This is a genomic window from Pseudomonas sp. 8Z (genome assembly GCF_902506535.1).
Taxonomy (GTDB): Bacteria; Pseudomonadota; Gammaproteobacteria; order Pseudomonadales; family Pseudomonadaceae; genus Aquipseudomonas.
The window spans coordinates 563,381-583,352 of the sequence record NZ_LR733826.1; the positions used below are offsets into that span (position 1 = coordinate 563,381).

Sequence of the window (19,972 nt, forward strand, 5' to 3'; positions counted from 1 at the left end):
AAGCCGCTCCGGTGAGGTAAGTGTAGGAGCGGCTTCAGCCGCGAAAGCCCCTCCGCTCAGCCCTTGACCCGCGAACGGAAGAGTTCCTGATGCTCGCGGCACTGCTTGGCGGCCAGCAGGAACACGCCGTGCCCGCCGCGTTGGAAGTCCAGCCAGGTGAAGTCCACTTCCGGGTACAGCGCCTCGACATGTACCTGGCTATTGCCCACCTCAACGATCAGCACGCCACGCTCGGTGAGGTGATCGGCCGCTTCGGCCAGCATGCGCCGCACCAGATCCAGGCCGTCGTCACCACATGCCAAGCCCATGGCTGGCTCGTGCTGATATTCGGCAGGCATGTCGGCGAAATCCTCGGCATCGACATAAGGCGGGTTGGATACGATCAGGTCGAAGCGTTGCCCCGGCAAACCGCCGAAACCATCGCCCTGCACACAATAAACGCGCTCCTCCAGAGCATGGCGCTCGATATTCTGGTTGGCCACTTCCAGCGCGTCGAACGACAGATCGCCCAACACCACTTCGGCCTCGGGGAACTCGTAGGCGCAGGCGATGCCGATACAGCCGGAGCCGGTGCACAGGTCGAGAATGCGTGCAGGTTCAGTCGGCAGCCAGGGCGCGAAATGCCGGTCGATCAGCTCAGCAATCGGTGAGCGCGGTACCAGCACGCGCTCATCGACAACAAAAGGCAGGCCGCAGAACCAAGCCTCCCCCAACAGATAGGCGGTAGGCACTCGCTCGTCGATGCGGCGTTTTAGCAGGGCTTGCAGACGGGCATGCTCGTCGTCTTCCAGGCGGCAATCAAGGTAGGCATCGGAGATTTCCCAGGGCAGGTGCAATGCCCCCAGTACCAGTTGCCGCGCCTCGTCCCACGCATTGTCGGTGCCATGCCCAAAGAACAGTTGCTCGGCCTGAAAACGGCTGACAGCCCAGCGAATGTAGTCACGCAGGGTGCGTAAACGGGTGGTAAGAGCAGTCACAGGCGGCCTCCGGCTGAAAAAGCCCAGCAGTGTAGCCCAAGCCGGGCCAGGCACGCACAAGCGTTAGAGACAAACAGCCAAGCGGAAGATTTGCTATTCCTGCTCGTCTTTGCGCCGCAACTCGCGAAAAACGGCGATGGCAACGGCAAGGGAGAACAGCAGCCAGAAGTATGGCGATATCTGTGAAATGAGGGACATGAGCAACTCCTTTTGCGTGTGACCACTCGTGTTCGCGGCGGGTTCCAGAGCGACTGATTCTCTCTACACCAGCAAGTATTAGCGCGCAAGAGGTTCACAGAGCGCCCCGGCAAGCGGACAATGGCACATCATCACCATCAGCCAGGAGCCCAGAGATGTCTCTTCCGCAAACCATGTTCCAGATTACCGGGCGTGGACACGCACCGGCCTCCCTGGCGAATGCGACCCTGCTGATCATCGATGCTCAGGAAGAATACCGCAGCGGCGTGCTCGCCCTGCCCGGCCTGAATCCGGCGCTGACCGAGATTGCCAACCTGCTGGCAGCGGCACGGGCAACCGGCACCGCAGTGGTACACGTCAAGCATATGGGCATTCCTGGCGGTCTGCTCGATCCGAGCGGCCCGCGTGGTCGCCCACTGCCGGAAACCGCACCGCTGGCAAGCGAAACTGTCGTAGAAAAACGCCTGCCCAATGCCTTCGCAGGTACCGAATTGCACGACCGCTTACAGGCGCTGGGGCATCTTGATCTGATCGTCTGCGGTTTCATGACCCACTCCAGCGTCAGCACCACGGTGCGCGCCGCCAAGGACTACGGTTACCGCTGCACATTGGTTGATGCCGCGTGCGCCACGCGCGATCTGCCTACGCCGGACGGCGGCGTGATTGCCGCAGACGAGGTGCATCGCATCGAGATGGTTGCCCTGAGGGACAATTTCGCCACCGTGGTGCCAAACGCCAAGGCACTGATCTAAGGTGACCGGGCAAGCGCGCAGAGGAACCGTGCTTGCCTTGGCCGGTCTACCGCCGACAGTCCGCTGAGAGGATCGGCATGAAACTGTCTAACAACTTTGACGCCCGCAGGCTGCGCCCACGCCCAGCCAAGAGCTGGCCTTTACGCCTAGGCGCCATGCTCGGTGCGCTATTTGCCGCGTTCGGTATCCTGCTGGCCATGGCCGGCGCGGCTTCGCTGGCTGGCCGCGCGCCAACTCTGGGTGCGCTCAACGACTCCACGGGTGAAGCTATCGTGGTACTGATGCTAGGGTTGTTCCTGCTCTGGGCCGGTATCGCTTTTTGGCGGCGCTGCCGCCTGCGCCTGCGCCGCCCTTCTGGCCTGGGACTTTCCCCGCATCTACTGAAAAAACGCGATTGAAACGCCACCCGCGATCACCTGCCGGGTGACGCTTAGCAACGGCGGCCCTAAAATGCCTGCCTGTTTCGCGGAGCGCTCCCATGCAAGACGACGATTTCTCCCTGTTTAAAGCCGAATTGCGCGGCGTAAAACCGATCAAGTACGACCGCGCCGACACCGGCAAACCCAAGGCTGATCGCAAGCAATTGGGCGCCCTGCGCCAGGCGGCCACCGTCAGCCAGGGCGAAATAAAGGTGGATGGCCTGTCCGATCAGTTCATCATCGATGTCGGCGCCGAAGATGCCTTGCACTGGGCCGGTAACGGCATCCAGGAAGGCCAGATGCGTAAGCTCAAGCTCGGCCAGATCCCCTTCGAGGGCAGCCTCGACCTGCATGGCATGAGCGTGGAGAAAGCCCGCGACACCCTCTGGGAGTTTATTGCCGAAGCCACCAAGCTGGAGGTGCGCTGCGTGCGCGTGACCCATGGCAAGGCAGCGCGCATGGATGGCCGCAAACCGTTGATCAAAAGCCACGTCAACACCTGGCTGCGCCAGCATCCATCAGTGCTTGGGTTTACCTCCTGCCAGGCCAAGCATGGCGGCACCGGTGCGCTGTACGTGTTGCTCAAGCGCGTGATGATGGACGGCCGCGACGAATACTGAGCCGCCACCCTTGCCAGTCAACCAGTGGCGCCCTACCCTGCGCCCTTCGTTACCCAACAGGTATTTCCATGTCCCTGGAACAACACTACACCGCCATTCTCGGCCAACTCGGTGAGGATGTATCCCGCGAGGGCCTGCTCGACACGCCCAAGCGTGCCGCCAAGGCCATGCAGTACCTCTGCCGTGGCTACCAGCAAACGCTGGATGAAGTCACCAACGGCGCCCTGTTCAGCTCTGACAACAGCGAAATGGTGCTGGTCAAGAACATCGAGCTGTACTCGCTGTGCGAACACCACCTGCTGCCGTTCATCGGCAAGGCTCATGTCGCCTACATTCCCAACGGCAAGGTGCTCGGTTTGTCGAAGGTGGCGCGTATCGTCGATATGTTCGCGCGCCGCCTGCAGATTCAAGAAAACCTCAGCAGGCAGATTGCTGAGGCCATCGAACAGGTTACTGGGGCTCTCGGCGTGGCGGTGGTCATCGAAGCGCAGCACATGTGCATGATGATGCGCGGCGTGGAGAAGCAGAATTCGTCCATGGTCACCTCGGTGATGCTCGGCGAATTTCGCGATAACCCCTCGACCCGCAGCGAATTTCTCAATCTGGTTCGCTGACCCCTTGAAGGCCACTCAGCTCACAGAGCTGCCGCCTGCATTTTCAGGAGACTCCAGCATGTTGCTCAAAGCACTGCGTATCGGCCTTGGTCAGTTGGTCATCTTCGCCGACTGGATCAGCCGCCCGCGCAAGCTCAAGCGCAGTACCGCCGCCCAAGCCGAGGTGGAGCGCGCCAGCGCACAACTGGCGCTGTATCAGTTCCACGCCTGTCCGTTCTGCGTCAAGGTGCGCCGCACCCTGCACCGCCTCAATCTGCCGGTTGAACTGCGCGACGCCAAGAACGATGCAAGCCACCGGCAGACACTCGAACAGCAAGGCGGGCGTATCAAGGTGCCTTGCCTGCGTATCGAGGAAAACGGCCAAAGCACCTGGCTGTACGAGTCCAAGGCGATCATCGCCTATCTGGATCAGCGCTTCGCGGCCTGAGCCATTCAGCCGCCGTGGTTGCGGCGATAGGTGTGTTCACCCATCGCCGCGATCTGCCCGTCTATCAGCGCGTCGAAAGGCCGTAACAGCGCCTGAAAGCTGGCCGGTGCCTCGACTGTTTCAAGTGCACTGACGACGGCCTCGATGGTCGATAGTGCCCCCGCCTCCGGGGCCTTGCGCAGGCGATAGCGCGACGTCGGCGCAGCGCTCAGGCTGACGCGCGGCAAGGCCGCCAGTAATGGATTGAGGTGCAGCAGCTTGCGTGCTTTGCGCCACGTACCATCCGGTACCACCAACAGCAGCGGCAACTCATCAGCCTGGCAGGGTTGCAGCGCTATTGCCTCATCGCCGGGAAACAACAAACAGGCTCGATAACCCGGCAGGGCGAGCCACTGCGACAATTGGTCGAACACTTCACCTATCTGCAGCTCGGCATTACGCAAGCCCAGTGCGGCCAGGCGCGCGGTATTCAGAGCGTGAGCGGTCTCGCTCGGATGCTGCAGAATCAGCACGCGCGTCTGGCTATCGAGGTCGGGGATCAACGCGCACAGGCAACGGCTAAGCGGGCGCTGGCAACGGGGGCAGGTCGGACGAGGCATGCGCGCAGTGTGCCACGAACAGCGCAGAGGGCGTAACGGCATGCGCTCCAAAACCGGACTGAAGCGCATGCGTTAAGGGCTTCAGCGGTTGAAGCGCTCCGCCAAGCTGTACAGGTAATCGGCCATTTCCTCCAGCTCACGGCCAATGGACGCCCCCTGATGGGCTTGAGCGGCACTGTTTTCGGAGAGCTGAGCGATACGCGTGATCTGCCGATTGATGTCTTCGGCCACGTGGCTCTGCTGCTCGGAGGCTGCTGCCATCTGCTGACTCATCGAGGAAATGCGAGCCACGGCTCCGCTGATGCCCTCCAGTGCATTCTTCACCGCCTCAACACTGTCCACACTGCCTTTGGAGATATCCTCACCGCGCCCGGCAGTCACAACCGCGCGCTCAGCACCGGCACGCAGGGCCGCGATGATCTGATGAATCTGCTCAGTGGATTCGCGCGTGCGCGAGGCCAGCGAACGCACCTCGTCGGCTACCACCGCGAAGCCGCGCCCCTGCTCACCGGCACGTGCTGCCTCAATGGCGGCGTTAAGCGCCAGCAAGTTGGTTTGCTCGGCAATCGAGGTAATCACATCAGCGACGCTGCCGATTGACTGGGTGGAATTGGCCAGCTCATTCACGGCCTGACCAATCTCGTGTACTGCCTTGGCCATCTGCCGCATGGAATCCAAGCTGCCTACCGCCAGGTCGCGCCCCTCCTGGGCCAGGCGATCCGCCTCACCTGCGGCATGCGAGGTGTTCTGCACGTTATGCGCCACCTCCTGAATGGTGGCGGCCATTTGATTGATGGCAGTGGCCGACTGGTCCGTCTCGGAGCGCTGCTGATCGAGCAAATCCGCCCCCGAGCTGGACAATGCAGCAGCCTCGGTCGCTCGCCGCTTGACGTTCTCGCCGGCATCTTCCAGGCGAGTCAACGCAGTCTGCAAACGCGCTTCCTCGCTGAACATGGCCATATCGAGCAGCGCCTGAGCGCCGCGGTTATCGCTGTAGGTCAGCGCCACCAGCTCGCTGGTAAAAGCCTTGGGGTGGTCACTGAGAGTACGCAGGATCAAGGCACGCGATCGCTGCAGTTGATAAACACCCAAACCAACCATCACCACGACAGTGAGGCCGACCAACGCTGCGCGGCTCAAGAACAGCTCGGCGGCCAGGATAATCAGCCCCGCCAAAATCAGCGGTAAGGAGCGCATCAAGTTGTAAGTCCAACGCTCCAGTAAAGGAACGGCTGACTTACCCTCACGCAAGCGCGCATAGAGTTTCTCTGCCCGCTGCTTCTGCGCGGCGCTCGGCAGCGAGCGCACGGATTCGAACCCAACCATGCGTCCACCGTCATATACCGGCGTCACATAAGCGCTGACCCAGTAAAAATCACCATTTTTCGCACGGTTCTTGACCACGCCCATCCAGGGTTTGCCCTGTTTGATGGTCTCCCACATATGAGCGAAAACCGCAGGTGGCATATCAGGGTGGCGCACCAGGTTGTGCGGCTGGCCAATCAATTCCTCACGAGTGAAACCGCTGATCGCAACGAAAGCGTCATTGCAGTAGGTGATTTTGCTAGTGAGGTCAGTGGTGGAAATCAGGCGCTCATCTGCTGGGAAAGTGCGTTCCCGCTGAGTAACGGGGAGGTTCTGGCGCATAGAGGCATCTCAGCGAAGTGAAAGGTACTGCACAGCAATAAGTAGTAGCACAGAGCTCAATACGCGCTAATCGGCGATTAGTCGTAGCAGGAACTAGCCTATGAATGACGACCAGGCAGGCATGAGCGTTAAGACTTAGCCCGCATTTAGCTGCGCCTTGAGCAGATCGCGGAAAGTCTGGATCAAGGGCTCGCGTGAGCGCCCCCGACGCAGGATCAAGGAAAATGGCGCCTGATAACCGAAGGTGGCCGGCAATAGCACCCGCAGTCGACCTAACTCCACCCAGTGCTGGGCGTAATGCTCAGGCAAGTAACCGATATAGGCGCCTGACAGCACCAGAATCAGTTGCGCCTCCATCGACTCCACGGTGGCCGCGCTGTGTTTGAAGCCATGGCGCGCCAATTCGGCCTGGCTCCAATAACCTCGACCGACCATGCGCTGCTGAGTGATCAGTTCCTCGGGAATGCGTCGCTGCGCGAACAGCGGGTGCCGCTCGCTGCAATAAAGCCAATGCTGCTCGCGGTACAGCGGCTGGTAAACCAGGCCGTTCATGCGCGTGGAAAAGGCGCCGATGGCCAAATCCAGGCGATTATCCAACACCGCCAGTTGCAACTCGTAGGGGCTCATTACCGAGAGGTGCAGGTGCACGCCGGGGTGTTCCTGACTGTAGGCGCCAATCACTTCGGCCAGCGGCAGGGCCGGGTCGCTGACGGTGGAGTCCAGCACACCGAGATTCAGCGTGCCACGCAATTCCCCCTTGAGCGCCGCCGAATAGCGTTCGAAGCCTTCCAACTCGCCGAGCAGGCGCAGGGTTTCCTGATGGAACAGTTCGCCCTTGCTGGTCAGGCTGAAGCCGCCACGGCCACGATGACAGAGCACGATGCCGAGCTGACCTTCCAACTGGCTCATGTAGGTGCTGATGGCCGAGGTGGACAGATTCAGTTCCTGCTGCGCAGAAGCGAAGCCCTGGTGGCGCACCACGGCGGCGAAGATCTTCAGCAGTTTCAGGTCGGGCAAAGCAAAGGACATGGAGACGCACGGCGGATGAACGGAGCGCCAGTGTAGCGCCATGCAGACATCCAAAGAACGCGGAGTTCGAACTCTTGTAGGAGCGGATTTATCCGCGATTATCGCGGCTGAAGCCGCTCCTACGCGTCGACGGATGCCAGCTCAATAGTTCAGTAATCACTGAACTAAGTATTTGCTCAACGCGATTTAACCCATTCGCAGGCTGAGCCAACAATGCAGCCATAACCAGGCGCCGGCTCGAATCGGACGCCATCGGGCATGACACTAAGCCCCTTGCTCAATCTGCCGCAGACCTTCGCCCTCCCAGGAGACGGCCATGCGACTGGAAATTTTCCGCACCCTCTGGGGTTATCGCGGCAGTTGGCAGCAAGCGCTCGACGAAGCGCTCGGTGTCGGCTTCGACGGACTCGAAGCGCGCATCCCCGAAACTGCCGCGCAGCGCACCCTCAATGCCCGTCTGCTGCGCGAGCAGAATGTCCCCTATATCGCCACCCTGTTCACCTCCACGCCGGTACTGCCGCGCCAGAGCGACAGCCCGCAGGTGCACCTCGAAGACTTGCGCATCAAGCTCGACTGGGCCGCCGAACTCGACCCACGACTGGTCAACGTACTACCCGGCAATGATCGCTGGGCGCTGAGCGAGCAGGTCGACTTCTTCGCCCGCGCCGCCGAACTGGCCGCCGCCTGCGGCCTGAAAGTGTGCTTCGAGATTCACCGCGGTCGCTCGCTGTACAGCCCCTGGGTCACCCTCGATGTGATCCGCCAGGTGCCCGAACTGCGCTTCACCAGTGACATCAGCCACTGGCTGGTGACCTGCGAGCGCCTGCTGGACGACCCCGCCGACGACCTCTCGGCCTTCATCGAGCGGGTCGACCACATCCAGGCCCGCGTCGGCTATGACCAGGGCCCCCAGGTGCCGCACCCCGGCGCGCCGGAATACGCCGAGGTGCTGGCCTTCCATCAGCGGCATTGGGAAAGCATCTGGAGCAGCCAGGAAAAACGCGGCCTGCAGAGCACCACCCTGACCCCCGAATTTGGCCCTGACGGCTACCTGCACCACCTGCCCTTCACCGACGTGCCGGTGGCCGACCTGTGGCAGCTCAACCAGTGGATGGCGCGCTGTGAGCGCCAGCACTTCCACCGTTTCACCAGTCGCTGAGGAGCCGTGATGAATACCAAGCATTTCACCGAAATCCCCGTGGTCGACATCGCAGGTCTGTTCAGCAGCGACCCCGCCGCGCGCCTGGCCGTGGCCGAGAATCTGGGCCGCGCCGCCCGTGAGGTGGGCTTTCTCTACATCAGCGGCCACGGTATCGAGCAGGCGCTGATCGACAGCCTGCACCGCGCCGCCGAGGACTATTTCGCCCAGCCACTGGATGCCAAGATGCGTCACTACATCGGCACTTCAGCTACCCACAAGGGTTTCGTACCCGAAGGCGAGGAGCGCTACGGCACTGGCAAGCCGGACCACAAGGAAGCCTTCGACATCGGTTTCGAAGTCCCTGCCGACAACCCGCTGGTGCTGGCTGGCACGCCGCTGCTAGGGCCCAACGACTGGCCCATACTGCCCAACTTCAAGGAGGCCGTGCAGGCCTACTACGCGCGTATCTTCCAGCTTGGCCGCACGCTGTTTCGCGGCTTCGCCCTGGCCCTCGGCGTGGCGGAAAACACCTTCGACGAGATGGCCAATTTCCCACCCTCGAAGCTGCGCCTGATCCACTACCCCTTCGATGGCGACGCCCAAGACGCCCCCGGCATCGGCGCCCACACCGACTACGAGTGCTTCACCATCCTGCTCGCCGACCGTCCGGGGCTGGAGGTGATGAACGATCTCGGCCAATGGATCGACGCAGGGCCGCGCGAAGGCACCTTCGTCGTCAACATCGGCGACATGCTCGAAGTGATGAGCGGCGGTACCTTCGTCGCCACCTCGCACCGCGTGCGCAAGGTCAGCCAGGAGCGCTACTCCTTCCCCTTCTTCTATGCCTGCGACTACCACACGCAGATCCGCCCGCTGCCGCAGTTCGAGGCCACCGGCCAGAGCTACGAAACCATCAGCATCGGCGAGCACATGTGGAGCCAGGCGCTGCAGACCTACCAATACCTGAAAAAACGCGTCGAGGACGGCCAGTTGCAGCTACCCGAACGTGCCCGTGCACCGTCCAGCTTCGGTCACCTGAAGCACCAGCCGAGTGCACTTTGACTTTCCTGCCGCCAACACAAGACCCTGATCTGGAGATAAGCACAATGGCAATCCGTAACCCGCTGCGCACCACCTTGCTGGCCCTCGCGTGCACCTTCGCCAGCCTGAGCCAAGCCGCCGAAACGCCCACGACCCTGACCAGCGGCGAGCTGAAGGTGGGCATGGAAATCACCTACCCACCGTTCGAATACTACGAAGGCGACAAGGTGAAAGGCTTCGACCCGGAAGTCTCCGCCGCCCTGGCCAAGCGTCTGGGCCTGGAGGCGAGCTTCAGCGACATCACCTTTCCCAACCTGATCCTCGGCCTCGACGCCGGCCGTTTCGACACCATCATCTCCGGCATGTACATCCTCCCCGAGCGCCTGGAAAAAGCCGACGCCATTCCCTACGCCAAAACCGGCGCAGCGATCATGGGGCGCAGCGACGCCGAGAAGAAACCAGCCACCCCCGAAGATCTCTGCGGTCTGACCGTCGGCCTGCAACAGGGCACCTCGTGGATTCCGGCACTGCAGAAGGTTTCCGACGGCTACTGCAAGGACAAGGGCGCCGGCGCCATCACCATCAACCAGTACCCGACCACCTCGGAAACCTCCCAGGCACTACTCTCCGGCCATATCCAGGCGCATCTGGAGATCGACGCCGCTTCGCTACTGATCGTCGAGAAATCCCGAGGCCGCATCGCCATCAGCTCCAAGAGTTCGATCTACCCGCAGGTGCTGGGCATTTACGTGAAGAAGGGCAACAAGCAGTTGCTCGACGCCCTGAAAGCCGCGCTGGACGACTTCAAGGCCAGCGGCGAGTACAGCGAACTGTTGAAGAAATACAACCTGGAAGAAGCCTAAAAGCAGCCGCAAGCGACAAGCTGCAAGCCACCAGCGAGGGCAACCGCCGATTCGCTTGCAGCTTGTGGCTTGCCGCTTACGGTTCGCTGGAGATAACGCATGCCGTTCGATTGGAGTTACTTCCTCTCCCTGTTTTCCATGCCGGCCTTCTGGGCGGCATGTTGGACGGTGGTGAAACTCAGCAGCCTGGCCTGGCTGATCGGCCTGGTACTCGGCTTCGGCCTGGCCAGTGCCAAGCAAGCCACCAGCCGCTGGTTCAGTGCGCCCGCCTCGCTTTATGTCTGGTTCTTTCGCAGCGTACCGCTGCTGGTGCTGCTGATCTTCGTCTACAACCTGCCGCAGCTCATTCCCGCCAGCGGCAAGGTGCTGTCGAATCCCTTCTACGCCGGCCTGATCGCCCTGGTGCTGACCGAAGCCGCGTACATGGCAGAAATCCACCGTGGCGGCCTGTTGTCCGTCGCCAAGGGGCAGCGTGAAGCGGCTCGCGCCCTGGGTATCGGCCGCCTCGGCGCGCAACGCCTGATCGTGGTGCCGCAGGCATTTCGCATCGCCCTGCCGACCCTGACCAACGAGTACGTCACCATCGTCAAGCTGACCTCGCTGGTTTCGGTGATCTCACTCAGCGAACTGTTGCTGGTCGGCCAACGCCTCTACGCGCAGAACTTCCTGGTGCTGGAAACCCTCGGTGCCGTGGCCGTGTACTACGTGCTGATCGTCAGCCTGTTCGGCTGGGGCCTGCAATCCCTGGAGCGCCACCTCGATCTGGGCCGCCGCAAGCCAAGCACGCTGAGCGAGGCGCAAATTGCAGAACGACGCAGCAGCCTGCCGCAGATAACGACCGGCAGCCCCCAGGCTCGCGCCCCCGGCACACCGGCAGCGCTGCATTTGAGCAACATCCACAAGCACTATGGCGACCACCATGTGCTCAAAGGCATCGATCTGAGCGTGCAACCGGGTGAAGTCATTTCCATCATCGGCCCGTCCGGCTCCGGCAAGACCTCGTTGATCCGCACCGTCAACGGCCTGGAGAGCATCGATGAAGGCGAGATCGTGCTGTTCGGCGAAGCCTTCATCCAGGCCGGCGACCGCCCGGAGAACCGCCGCCAGCGTGAAGGCGTGCGGCGCATCGGCATGGTGTTCCAGAGTTTCAACCTGTTCCCGCATCGCACCATCATCGATAACGTGCTGCTCGCGCCGCGCTACCACGGCCTCGGCAATGGCGCCGACCTGCACCAACAGGCCCTGGCACTGCTGGACAAGGTCGGCCTGCTGGCTCATGCCGACAAATACCCGCACCAGCTCTCCGGCGGCCAGCAGCAGCGCGTGGCCATCGCCCGCGCCCTGGCGATGAAGCCGGACATCATGCTGTTCGACGAACCCACCTCGGCCCTCGACCCGGAACTGGTGGGTGACGTGCTCGCGGTGATCCGCGATCTGGCCCGCGAAGGCATGACCATGCTGATCGTCACCCACGAGATGGACTTCGCCCTGTCGATTTCCGACCGCGTGCTGTTCATGGAAAACGGCCACGTCCAGCTCGACGCCTCGCCCGAGGCCATCCGCACCGGCGACCACCAACGCGTACGCCGTTTTATCGGCCTGGAGCACGCATGAACGACATCACCCCCCTGCGCCGCGACCTCGCCGCAGCCTATCGCCTGGCTGCCCTGTTCGGCTGGGATGACACGCTCTACACGCACTTTTCCGTACGCCTGCCCGGCGGCGGCGAGCCGCGCTTTCTGATCAACCCGTTTGGCCTGTTCTTCGAGGAGATTCGCGCCAGCGACCTGATCGTGGTGGACATGCACGGCCAGGTGGTCGAGGGCAACGCCGACTACAACGTCGCCGGCTTCACCATCCACAGCGCCGTGCACATGGCCCGCGACGACGCCCACTGCGTGATCCACACCCATACCCTGGCCGGCATGGCGGTGGCCGCGCAGGATGCAGGCCTCTTGCAGCTCAATCAGATCAGCACCGAGTTCCACCAGCGCCTGGGCTACCACGCCTACGAAGGCGTTGCGCTGGATCTGGACGAACGCGCGCGCATCCAGGCTTCGCTGGGCGACAACATCGCCCTGCTGCTGCGCCACCACGGCCTGCTCAGCGTCGGCGCCAGCGTCGCCGACGCCTTCTACGTCATGCATTACCTGAACCGCGCCTGCGAGATCCAACTGGCCGCCACCGGCGGTGGCCAGCCCTGCAGCGAGATTCCCGCGCACCTGGCACAACACGCCTGCGAGCAGTTGCAGGGCGCCGAATGGCAGCGCCAACTGCTCTGGCAAGCCTGGCTGCGCAAGCTCGATCGCCTCGATCCCAGCTACCGATCGTAGGGCGGGTGCAATCCGCTGCACTGGAATGGCGGGTTGCACCCGCCCTACAGCGTCCCAGAAAAGGGCGCGCCATCAGTTCAAACAATCCTGAACTAAGTTTTTGCCGCAACCGATTTTTCCCAGTACCTAGCCGGCCAACAATCCGGCCATAACCCGAACAAGCCAGAGGCCTAGCCATGGACAAGACCTTCCACCAGCCGCTGGGCGGCAATGAAATGCCCCGCTTCGGCGGCATCGCCACCATGATGCGCCTGCCGCATATCCAAAGCCCCGAGGAAAAACGCCAGCTCGACGCTGCCTTCATTGGCGTGCCGCTGGACATCGGCACCTCGCTGCGCTCCGGCACCCGCTTCGGCCCGCGCGAGATTCGCGCCCAGTCGGTGATGATCCGCCCGTACAACATGGCCACCGGCGCCGCCCCCTTCGACTCGCTGAACGTCGCCGACATCGGTGACGTGGCGATCAACACCTTCAACCTGCTCGACGCCGTACGCATCATCGAAGAGGCCTACGACGAGATCGTCGCCTACGGCATCAAGCCGCTGACCCTGGGCGGCGACCACACCATCACCCTGCCGATTCTGCGCGCCCTGCACAAAAAGCACGGCAAGATCGGCCTGGTGCACATCGACGCCCACGCCGATGTCAACGATCACATGTTCGGCGAGAAGATCGCCCACGGCACCACCTTCCGCCGCGCCCAGGAAGAAGGCCTGCTCGACAGCCGGCGTGTGGTGCAAATCGGCCTGCGCGCCCAGGGTTATACCGCCGAGGATTTCAACTGGAGCCGCAAGCAGGGCTTTCGCGTGGTGCAGGCCGAAGAGTGCTGGCACCGGTCGCTGGCGCCTTTGATGGCCGAAGTGCGCGAGCAGGTTAGCGGCGGCCCGGTGTACCTGTCGTTCGACATCGACGGCATCGACCCGGCCTGGGCGCCTGGCACCGGCACCCCTGAAATCGGTGGCCTGACCACCATTCAGGCCATGGAGATTATCCGTGGCTGCCAGGGCCTGGATCTGATCGGCGCCGACCTGGTGGAGGTCTCGCCGCCCTACGACACCACCGGCAACACCTCGCTACTCGGCGCCAACCTGCTCTACGAGATGCTCTGCGTGCTGCCCGGCGTCGCCAAACGCTGATGAACACGCGATCGATGACTCAGCAGAGGTGCCCCACATGACCACTTGCGGTGAATTTCTCGTCAAGCAACTCCAGGCCTGGGGCGTCGATACCGTGTTCGGCATCCCCGGCGTGCACACCGTCGAGCTGTACCGCGGCCTACCGGGCAGCGGCATCCGCCACATCACCCCACGCCACGAGCAAGGCGCCGGCTTTATGGCCGACGGCTATGCCCGCGTGTCCGGCAAGCCTGGCGTGTGCTTGATCATCACTGGGCCGGGGATGACCAATATCCTCACCGCCATGGGCCAGGCCTATGCCGACTCGATCCCGATGCTGGTGATTTCCAGCGTCAACGAGCGTGATCGTCTCGGCCTGGGCAAGGGCTACCTGCACGAGCTGCCCAACCAGCGCGCCATGACGGCGGGCGTCACCGCCTTCAGCCATACCCTGATGAGCGTCGAGGAACTGCCTGGCGTGCTGGCCCGCGCCTTCGCCGTGTTCGAGGGCGAGCGACCACGCCCGGTGCATATCGAACTGCCGCTGGACATCATCACCACCGACGCCGCACATATGACGCTGGCCCCCAGACCGGCGGTGCGCCGCCCGGCGCCCAATCGCACGCTGATCCGCGAGGCCGCCGGGCTGCTAAGGCTGGCCGAGCGCCCATTGCTGCTGCTCGGCGGTGGCTGCGTCGCCGCCGAAGCCGAAGCGCGCGCCCTGGCCGCCGCGCTGGACGCGCCCACCGCACTGACCATTAACGCCAAGGGCCTGCTACCAGCGGGGCATCCGCTGCTACTGGGCAGCAATCAAGCGCTGCGCCCGGTGCGCGATCTGGCGCTGGAGGCCGACGTGGTGCTGGCCATCGGCACCGAACTGGGCGAAACCGACTACGACGTGGTGTTCGACGGCGATTTTCGCCTGCCTGGTCGGCTGATCCGCATCGACATCGAGGCCCAGCAACTGCAACGCAATTTCACCCCGCACCTGGCGATCCAGGGCGATGCGCGGCTGGCCATGCGTATGCTGCTGGCCGAGTTCGATCCGCGCGAGGCCAACGCAGCTAGCCTTGGCGCCCAGCGCACCGCCGCCGTCCAGGCGCGCCTGAATGAGGAGTTCAGCGGCTGGGCGCATTACCGCCAGCTATTCGACTGCATGCTCGACGCCCTTCCCACTGCGCGCTTCGTCGGCGACTCGACGCAGACTGTGTACAGCGGCAATCACCTGGTCGAGCTGGACGGCGCGCGGCGCTGGTTCAATGCCTCCACCGGCTACGGCACCCTCGGCTACGGCCTGCCTGCCGCCATCGGCGCCAAGCTGGCCGAGCCAACGCGGCCCGTGATCAGCCTGATGGGCGATGGCGGCATCCAGTTCACCATCACTGAGCTGGCCAGCGCAGTGGAGGCTCGGGTCGGCATCATCGTGCTGCTGTGGAATAACGCCGGCTACGGCGAGATCAAGCGCTACATGCAGCGCCGCGATATCACCCCGATTGCCGTCGACATCTACACCCCGGATCTGCTGGCCATCGCCCGTGGTTTTGGCTGCGCCGCCGAGCGTGCGCGTGACCATGCCCATCTGGCCGAACTGCTGCGCAGCGCGCCCGAGGATCGCCCCTTGCTCATCGAAGTGCAGGAGGCCGCGCCCTTTCATCCCTGAACATCTTGATCGCGGCTAAAGCCCCTCCTACAGGGCGATGGCGTCATCCACCCGGCTACATCGATCGCGGTTGATCGCGGCTGAAGCCGCTCCTACGGAAGGCAGGGTATCCCTGTGGGAGGGGCTTCAGCCACGACATCCCGCCCCCCGGACTGCATCCGGGCTACGAGCATAACCACAAGACTCAGCACCACCACTGACTGCCGCTCTACCAAGACCAACAATCAAGCACCGGAGAGTCGTTCCATGTTCAAGAATCTCAGCCAGCATTTCGGCCAGGACAGCCTGGCCCCAACCGACCAGGCACATCGCAGCCTCGGCTTGGGCGGCACCGTCGCCCTGTGGCTGGGCGCCAACGTGGTGGTCACTACCATCCTTACCGGCATGCTGCTGGTGCCGGATCTGAAATTCACCCAGGCCATGCTCATCGTGCTGATCGGTTCGGGCATCGGCATCCTGCCGCTGCTGCTGGTCGGCCTGATGGGCCAGCGTTCGGGCCTGACCACCATGGTGCTGGCGCGCGGCAGCTACGGTTCGCAGGGCGCCAAGCTGCCGTCGCTGGTCAACCTGCTGACCCTGCTGGCCTGGAGCTGGATCCAGGCGCTGCTGGCCGGCATGAGCCTGAACTACGCGGTGGAGCACCTGACCGGCTACTCCAACCTGCCGCTGTTTACCATCCTCTGCGAAACCCTGGTGCTGCTGATCGCCCTGCGCGGCCACCTGGGCATCGAGCGCGTAGAGCGCTGGGCTGCCATCGGCATGCTGCTGCTAGCCGGCGCGGTGTTCTACGTGATGGGGCAGAAGTTCGAGTTCGGCAGTCTCTTGGCCATGCCCAGCGAGCCGCGCAACGACATCACCCCCGGCGTCGCCTTCGATATCGTCATCGCTACCGCCTTCTCCTGGATTCCACTGGCCGCCGACTACAATCGCAACTGCCGCAGCCAAGGCGTGGCGGCGGTCGGCACCTGGGTCGGCTATGTCGTCGCCACCTTGCTGGCGATGGGCCTGGGCGCAGCGGTTTCGGGCTTCTCAGTGCTCACCGGCATGGAGCAAACCTACGATCCAGCCGTGCTGCTGGCCGGTTTCGGCTTCGGCCTGCCGGCGGCCATCGTGGTGTTCCTCTCGGTGATGACCACCAACGTCATGTGCGTCTACAGCGCCTCGCTGTCGTACCTCAACATCAGCCCGAAAACCCCGTTCTGGAAGCCGGCCCTGGGCATCGGCGTGCTGTCGATCCTCGGCTCGCAGATCCCCGGCATCCTCGATAACTTCCAGAGTTTCCTGCTGGTGATCGGCAGCGTGTTCATCCCCGCCTTCGCCGTGCTGATCGCCGACTACTTCCTGATCCACAAGGGCGACTACGCGGTGGAAGAACTGCTCAGCGAAGACGGTGGCCGCTACCGTTACCTCAACGGTTTCAACCCGGCCGCCTTCGTCGCCTACGGCCTGGGCGCAGTGCTGGCCTACTACTGGGGCTGGGTGTCGCCGCTAACCTGGGGCGCTTCGCTGCCGGTGTTCCTGATCACCGCTGCCAGTTACACGGTGCTGCGCCGCTGGCTGCTGGTGCCCCGCGCACAACTGGCGTAGCGTGATGAATGTCGTGGCGGATTCCACCCGCCCTACCCGCCATACGAATCTGTAGGGCGGGTGCAACCCGCCAATGAGGCAAGTTTCTGTCATGAAAATCGTCAGCCGCGACCGCTGGTTCGAAGTCGAGCATCGCCACGACGGCATCTGCCTGATCCACGAGCTCTACGTGCGCCCCTTCTACCGCTGCAATATGTGGCATGTACAGGGGCGCGAGCATGACGTGCTGATCGACTCCGGATCCGGCCTGGTCAGCCTGCGCGAACAACTGCCCTGGCTGACCGACAGGCCGCTGCTGGCGGTGGCCAGCCATTGCCACTTCGACCATATCGCCGGGCATCATGAATTTGCCGAACGCCTGGTGCATCCGGCCGAGGCCGACATTCTGGCCGCGCCGGACGGCGCCAATACCCTGGCCACGGACTTCGTCGGCGACGAGATGTTCGAGGCACACCCAGATTGCCCGCTGTGCTACGCCGAATACCGCGTGCGCGCGGCACCGGCCACGCGTCTGATCGAAGATGGCGATGTGCTGGATCTGGGTAATCGGGTGTTGCAAGTGCTGCATACGCCCGGTCATTCACCGGGCGGCATCAGCCTCTGGGAAGCGAGTACGCAAACGCTGTTTTCTGGCGACATCCTCTACGACGGGCCACTGATCGAGGACGCCTACCACTCGAATCTGGAAGATTACGCGCACAGCCTTGCACGCCTGCGCGAGATGCCCGTACGCACCGTGCACGGCGGGCATTTTGCGAGTTTTTCGGGGCAGCGGATGCGCGAGCTGATAGACGCCTGGTTCGACGCCCATCGGCTCGCCTGAAGATATTTAGCGACGGCGCTGCAGCGCCTCACGACGCAGGCGCTCCTGCTCCGCCTCGCTGATGCGAATGGGCTGGGGTTGCGGGACAAGACCGAGGGTTTGCAGCAGGCTTTGCAGTTGTTCTTGCAGCTTGACGAGCATGGGTACGACCTCCTGCCACTTATTAGGGGTGAGCCACTTAACGGCTCACCTACTAGATTAGGTCTGGTAAAGCGGATTTCAACCAGGCCAGATCAAATCACCGAACCGTTACGCCGGTAGGGAAAGACGTCGATCACCTTGCCTGCGCGGATCGCCTCCTGCAATCGTTTCCAGTAATCAGCATCATAAAGATTGCCGTGCAGTTGGCTGAACAGTCGGCGCTGCTTGAGATCGGCGAACAAAAACGGCGGAAATTCCTCGGGGAACACGTCCATCGGCCCCACCGAATACCAGGGCTCGGAACTCATCTCATCCTCGGGGAAGCGCGGCGGCGGAATGCGGCGGAAATTAACCTCGGTGAGAAAGCAGATCTCGTCGTAATCGTAGAACACCACACGGCCATGGCGGGTAACGCCGAAGTTCTTCAGCAGCATGTCGCCGGGGAAGATATTCGCCGCGGCAAGCTGCTTGATGGCCAGGCCGTAATCGTCCAGCACCTCGCGCATCTGGGGTTCGTTGGCGCTTTCCAGATAGAGATTGAGCGGGGTCATGCGCCGCTCGGTCCAGCAGTGGCGCACCAGCACGCTGTCGCCCTCCACCACCACGGTCGACGGCGCCACCTCCAGCAGCTCGGCCAGGCACTGCGGCTCGAACTTGGCCTTGGGGAAACGAAAATCGGCGAACTCCTGGGTGTCGGCCATGCGCCCTACCCGGTCGACGCTTTTCACCAGGCGGTATTTCTCGATCACCGTGTTGCGATCCACCGTCTTGGCGTGGGCGAAGCGGTCCTTGATGATCTTGAACACGGTGTTGAAGCCCGGCAGGGTGAACACGCTCATCACCATGCCGCGCACCCCCGGCGCCATGATGAAGCGATCATCGGTGCTGGCCAGGTGGCCGATCAGCGCCCGGTAGAACTCCGATTTGCCGTGCTTGTAGAAACCGATCGAGGTGTACAGCTCAGCGACGTGCTTGCCCGGCAGGATGCGTTTGAGAAAACCGATGAACTCGGCGGGAACAGCCACGTCGACCATGAAATAGCTGCGGGTGAAGGAGAAGATGATCGACACCTGCGCCTCGTCGGTAATCGCGGCATCGGCCTGAATGCCCTGGCCTTCCAGATGCAGCAGGGGAATCGCCAGCGGCCACTGTTCATCATGGGTGTAGATACGCCCGATCAGGTAGGCGCCCTTGTTGCGGTACAGCACTGCAGAAAACAGCTCGATGCACAGTTCAGGATCCTTGCACACCCAATCCGGCAGGCTGGCGCGCAGTTGCTCCTCCAGCCGTTGCAGATCGCGCGGTAAGTCCTCGTAGGGCACGTCGAAGCGATAGTCGTCGAAGATTGCCTCAAGCGTTGCACCCAGTTCGCCCATGGGTCGGTAACTGTGCGTCTGGGCGCCACCCGAGCGGCCGCGCAGCGATGGCCGGGTGGTATGGATGAACATGCAACCATCGCTGATCTGGTCATGGCTAAACAGGCTGCAGAAGACCGAGTTGAACCAGGTTTGCGCCAGTTCATCGTCGCAGCGCGGGTCGATCAGGGTGATATAGGCACTTTTCACCAGCGGCCACTGGCCCACCTCCAGCAATCCGGCGTCGAAGCCCTGCAGCAGGCGCTCACGGGTCTGCGCCACCTTGTCTTCGTAGAGATTGATACGCGCTGCCGACGCTTGCTGCGTGGCCGACCACTGCGCCTGCTCGAAACGCACCCGCGCGCCATCGGTAATCTGGCGAAATTGCTCGCGGTAATCATCGAAACCCTCAAGGATCAGTTGAGCGATCTCGTCAGCCGACCATTGCTGTCGCATTACAAATGCCTCGTCCGCAGTGTCCAGCGAGCTTAGCCGACAACGCTGGCCTGGTTGCAATCGGGATTACCAGTCGCGGCTAAAGCCCCTCCCACGCGCGCCTGCGCAGACATTCAAAAGCGCAATGTGGATTGCCAGCGCCGCGCCAAGCGGCAACACTCTCACCCCGCCCTAT

The 19,972-nt window shown here is 62.8% G+C and carries 20 protein-coding genes; 14 read left to right on the plus strand and 6 right to left on the minus strand.

Features of this window, described 5'->3' with window-relative positions:
• Positions 1-56: 56 nt before the first annotated feature.
• Positions 57-977 carry a 50S ribosomal protein L3 N(5)-glutamine methyltransferase gene (prmB, locus tag AERO9A_RS11965; protein ID WP_159972163.1) on the minus strand — a complete coding sequence of 307 codons (921 nt, stop codon included), beginning with the start codon at positions 975-977 and terminating at the stop codon, positions 57-59.
• A 353-nt stretch (positions 978-1,330) separates the two neighbouring features.
• Between prmB and AERO9A_RS11970 the strand changes: the two genes are divergently transcribed.
• The 5 genes from AERO9A_RS11970 to AERO9A_RS11990 all read left to right on the plus strand — a co-directional run bounded on the left by AERO9A_RS11970 (position 1,331) and on the right by AERO9A_RS11990 (position 4,007).
• Positions 1,331-1,927, plus strand: coding sequence for a cysteine hydrolase family protein (locus AERO9A_RS11970; protein ID WP_159972164.1), 597 nt, complete (start codon positions 1,331-1,333; stop codon positions 1,925-1,927).
• A gap of 77 nt (positions 1,928-2,004) precedes the next feature.
• The gene (locus AERO9A_RS11975) at positions 2,005-2,325 is read left to right on the plus strand and encodes a hypothetical protein (RefSeq protein ID WP_159972165.1); all 321 of its coding nucleotides are present in this window, start codon (positions 2,005-2,007) and stop codon (positions 2,323-2,325) included.
• A gap of 80 nt (positions 2,326-2,405) precedes the next feature.
• Positions 2,406-2,966 (plus strand): Smr/MutS family protein, encoded by a 561-nt coding sequence (locus tag AERO9A_RS11980; RefSeq protein ID WP_159972166.1) that lies wholly within the window; start codon positions 2,406-2,408, stop codon positions 2,964-2,966.
• 68 nt (positions 2,967-3,034) lie between these two features.
• Complete coding sequence (gene folE / locus AERO9A_RS11985) at positions 3,035-3,580, plus strand: GTP cyclohydrolase I FolE (RefSeq protein ID WP_159972167.1); 546 nt, start codon at positions 3,035-3,037, stop codon at positions 3,578-3,580.
• Between the two features lie 58 nt (positions 3,581-3,638).
• Positions 3,639-4,007, plus strand: a complete 369-nt coding sequence (locus tag AERO9A_RS11990; RefSeq protein WP_159972168.1) for a glutathione S-transferase N-terminal domain-containing protein — start codon at positions 3,639-3,641, stop codon at positions 4,005-4,007.
• A gap of 5 nt (positions 4,008-4,012) precedes the next feature.
• Here the strand turns inward: AERO9A_RS11990 and AERO9A_RS11995 are convergent, their stop codons facing one another.
• The 3 genes from AERO9A_RS11995 to AERO9A_RS12005 form a co-directional block, all read right to left on the minus strand.
• Positions 4,013-4,606, minus strand: a complete 594-nt coding sequence (locus AERO9A_RS11995; RefSeq protein ID WP_159972169.1) for a tRNA-uridine aminocarboxypropyltransferase — start codon at positions 4,604-4,606, stop codon at positions 4,013-4,015.
• An 81-nt stretch (positions 4,607-4,687) separates the two neighbouring features.
• Positions 4,688-6,253: a PAS domain-containing methyl-accepting chemotaxis protein gene (locus tag AERO9A_RS12000; RefSeq protein ID WP_159972170.1), complete on the minus strand. Its 1,566-nt coding sequence runs from the start codon at positions 6,251-6,253 to the stop codon at positions 4,688-4,690.
• Between the two features lie 135 nt (positions 6,254-6,388).
• Complete coding sequence (locus AERO9A_RS12005) at positions 6,389-7,282, minus strand: LysR family transcriptional regulator (protein ID WP_159972171.1); 894 nt, start codon at positions 7,280-7,282, stop codon at positions 6,389-6,391.
• 316 nt (positions 7,283-7,598) lie between these two features.
• Here AERO9A_RS12005 and AERO9A_RS12010 point away from each other — a divergent pair, with 316 nt between their 5' ends.
• The 9 genes from AERO9A_RS12010 to AERO9A_RS12050 all read left to right on the plus strand — a co-directional run bounded on the left by AERO9A_RS12010 (position 7,599) and on the right by AERO9A_RS12050 (position 17,845).
• Positions 7,599-8,441: a sugar phosphate isomerase/epimerase gene (locus AERO9A_RS12010; RefSeq protein ID WP_159972172.1), complete on the plus strand. Its 843-nt coding sequence runs from the start codon at positions 7,599-7,601 to the stop codon at positions 8,439-8,441.
• A gap of 9 nt (positions 8,442-8,450) precedes the next feature.
• Complete coding sequence (locus AERO9A_RS12015) at positions 8,451-9,485, plus strand: isopenicillin N synthase family oxygenase (protein ID WP_159972173.1); 1,035 nt, start codon at positions 8,451-8,453, stop codon at positions 9,483-9,485.
• 44 nt (positions 9,486-9,529) lie between these two features.
• The gene (locus tag AERO9A_RS12020; RefSeq protein ID WP_159972174.1) at positions 9,530-10,327 is read left to right on the plus strand and encodes an ABC transporter substrate-binding protein; all 798 of its coding nucleotides are present in this window, start codon (positions 9,530-9,532) and stop codon (positions 10,325-10,327) included.
• A gap of 99 nt (positions 10,328-10,426) precedes the next feature.
• Positions 10,427-11,941 (plus strand): amino acid ABC transporter permease/ATP-binding protein, encoded by a 1,515-nt coding sequence (locus tag AERO9A_RS12025; RefSeq protein ID WP_159972175.1) that lies wholly within the window; start codon positions 10,427-10,429, stop codon positions 11,939-11,941.
• Positions 11,938-12,660: a class II aldolase/adducin family protein gene (locus AERO9A_RS12030; protein ID WP_159972176.1), complete on the plus strand. Its 723-nt coding sequence runs from the start codon at positions 11,938-11,940 to the stop codon at positions 12,658-12,660. The genes AERO9A_RS12025 and AERO9A_RS12030 overlap by 4 nt, the downstream gene beginning before the upstream one ends.
• A gap of 176 nt (positions 12,661-12,836) precedes the next feature.
• A complete protein-coding gene (gene speB, locus AERO9A_RS12035; RefSeq protein WP_159972177.1) occupies positions 12,837-13,796 on the plus strand; it encodes an agmatinase in 960 nt (319 codons plus the stop codon).
• A gap of 37 nt (positions 13,797-13,833) precedes the next feature.
• On the plus strand, positions 13,834-15,435 hold the full coding sequence (locus tag AERO9A_RS12040; RefSeq protein ID WP_159972178.1) for a 5-guanidino-2-oxopentanoate decarboxylase: 1,602 nt from the start codon (positions 13,834-13,836) through the stop codon (positions 15,433-15,435).
• 246 nt (positions 15,436-15,681) lie between these two features.
• Entirely contained in the window at positions 15,682-17,022 is a 1,341-nt protein-coding gene (locus AERO9A_RS12045; RefSeq protein ID WP_159972179.1) for a cytosine permease, read from the plus strand.
• Positions 17,023-17,113: 91 nt separating this feature from the next.
• Entirely contained in the window at positions 17,114-17,845 is a 732-nt protein-coding gene (locus AERO9A_RS12050) for an MBL fold metallo-hydrolase (RefSeq protein WP_159972180.1), read from the plus strand.
• A 6-nt stretch (positions 17,846-17,851) separates the two neighbouring features.
• Here the strand turns inward: AERO9A_RS12050 and AERO9A_RS22485 are convergent, their stop codons facing one another.
• Both AERO9A_RS22485 and aceK read right to left on the minus strand, forming a co-directional pair.
• The gene (locus AERO9A_RS22485) at positions 17,852-17,986 is read right to left on the minus strand and encodes a hypothetical protein (protein WP_256665947.1); all 135 of its coding nucleotides are present in this window, start codon (positions 17,984-17,986) and stop codon (positions 17,852-17,854) included.
• 92 nt (positions 17,987-18,078) lie between these two features.
• Complete coding sequence (gene aceK / locus AERO9A_RS12055) at positions 18,079-19,797, minus strand: bifunctional isocitrate dehydrogenase kinase/phosphatase (protein WP_159972181.1); 1,719 nt, start codon at positions 19,795-19,797, stop codon at positions 18,079-18,081.
• Positions 19,798-19,972: the final 175 nt, after the last annotated feature.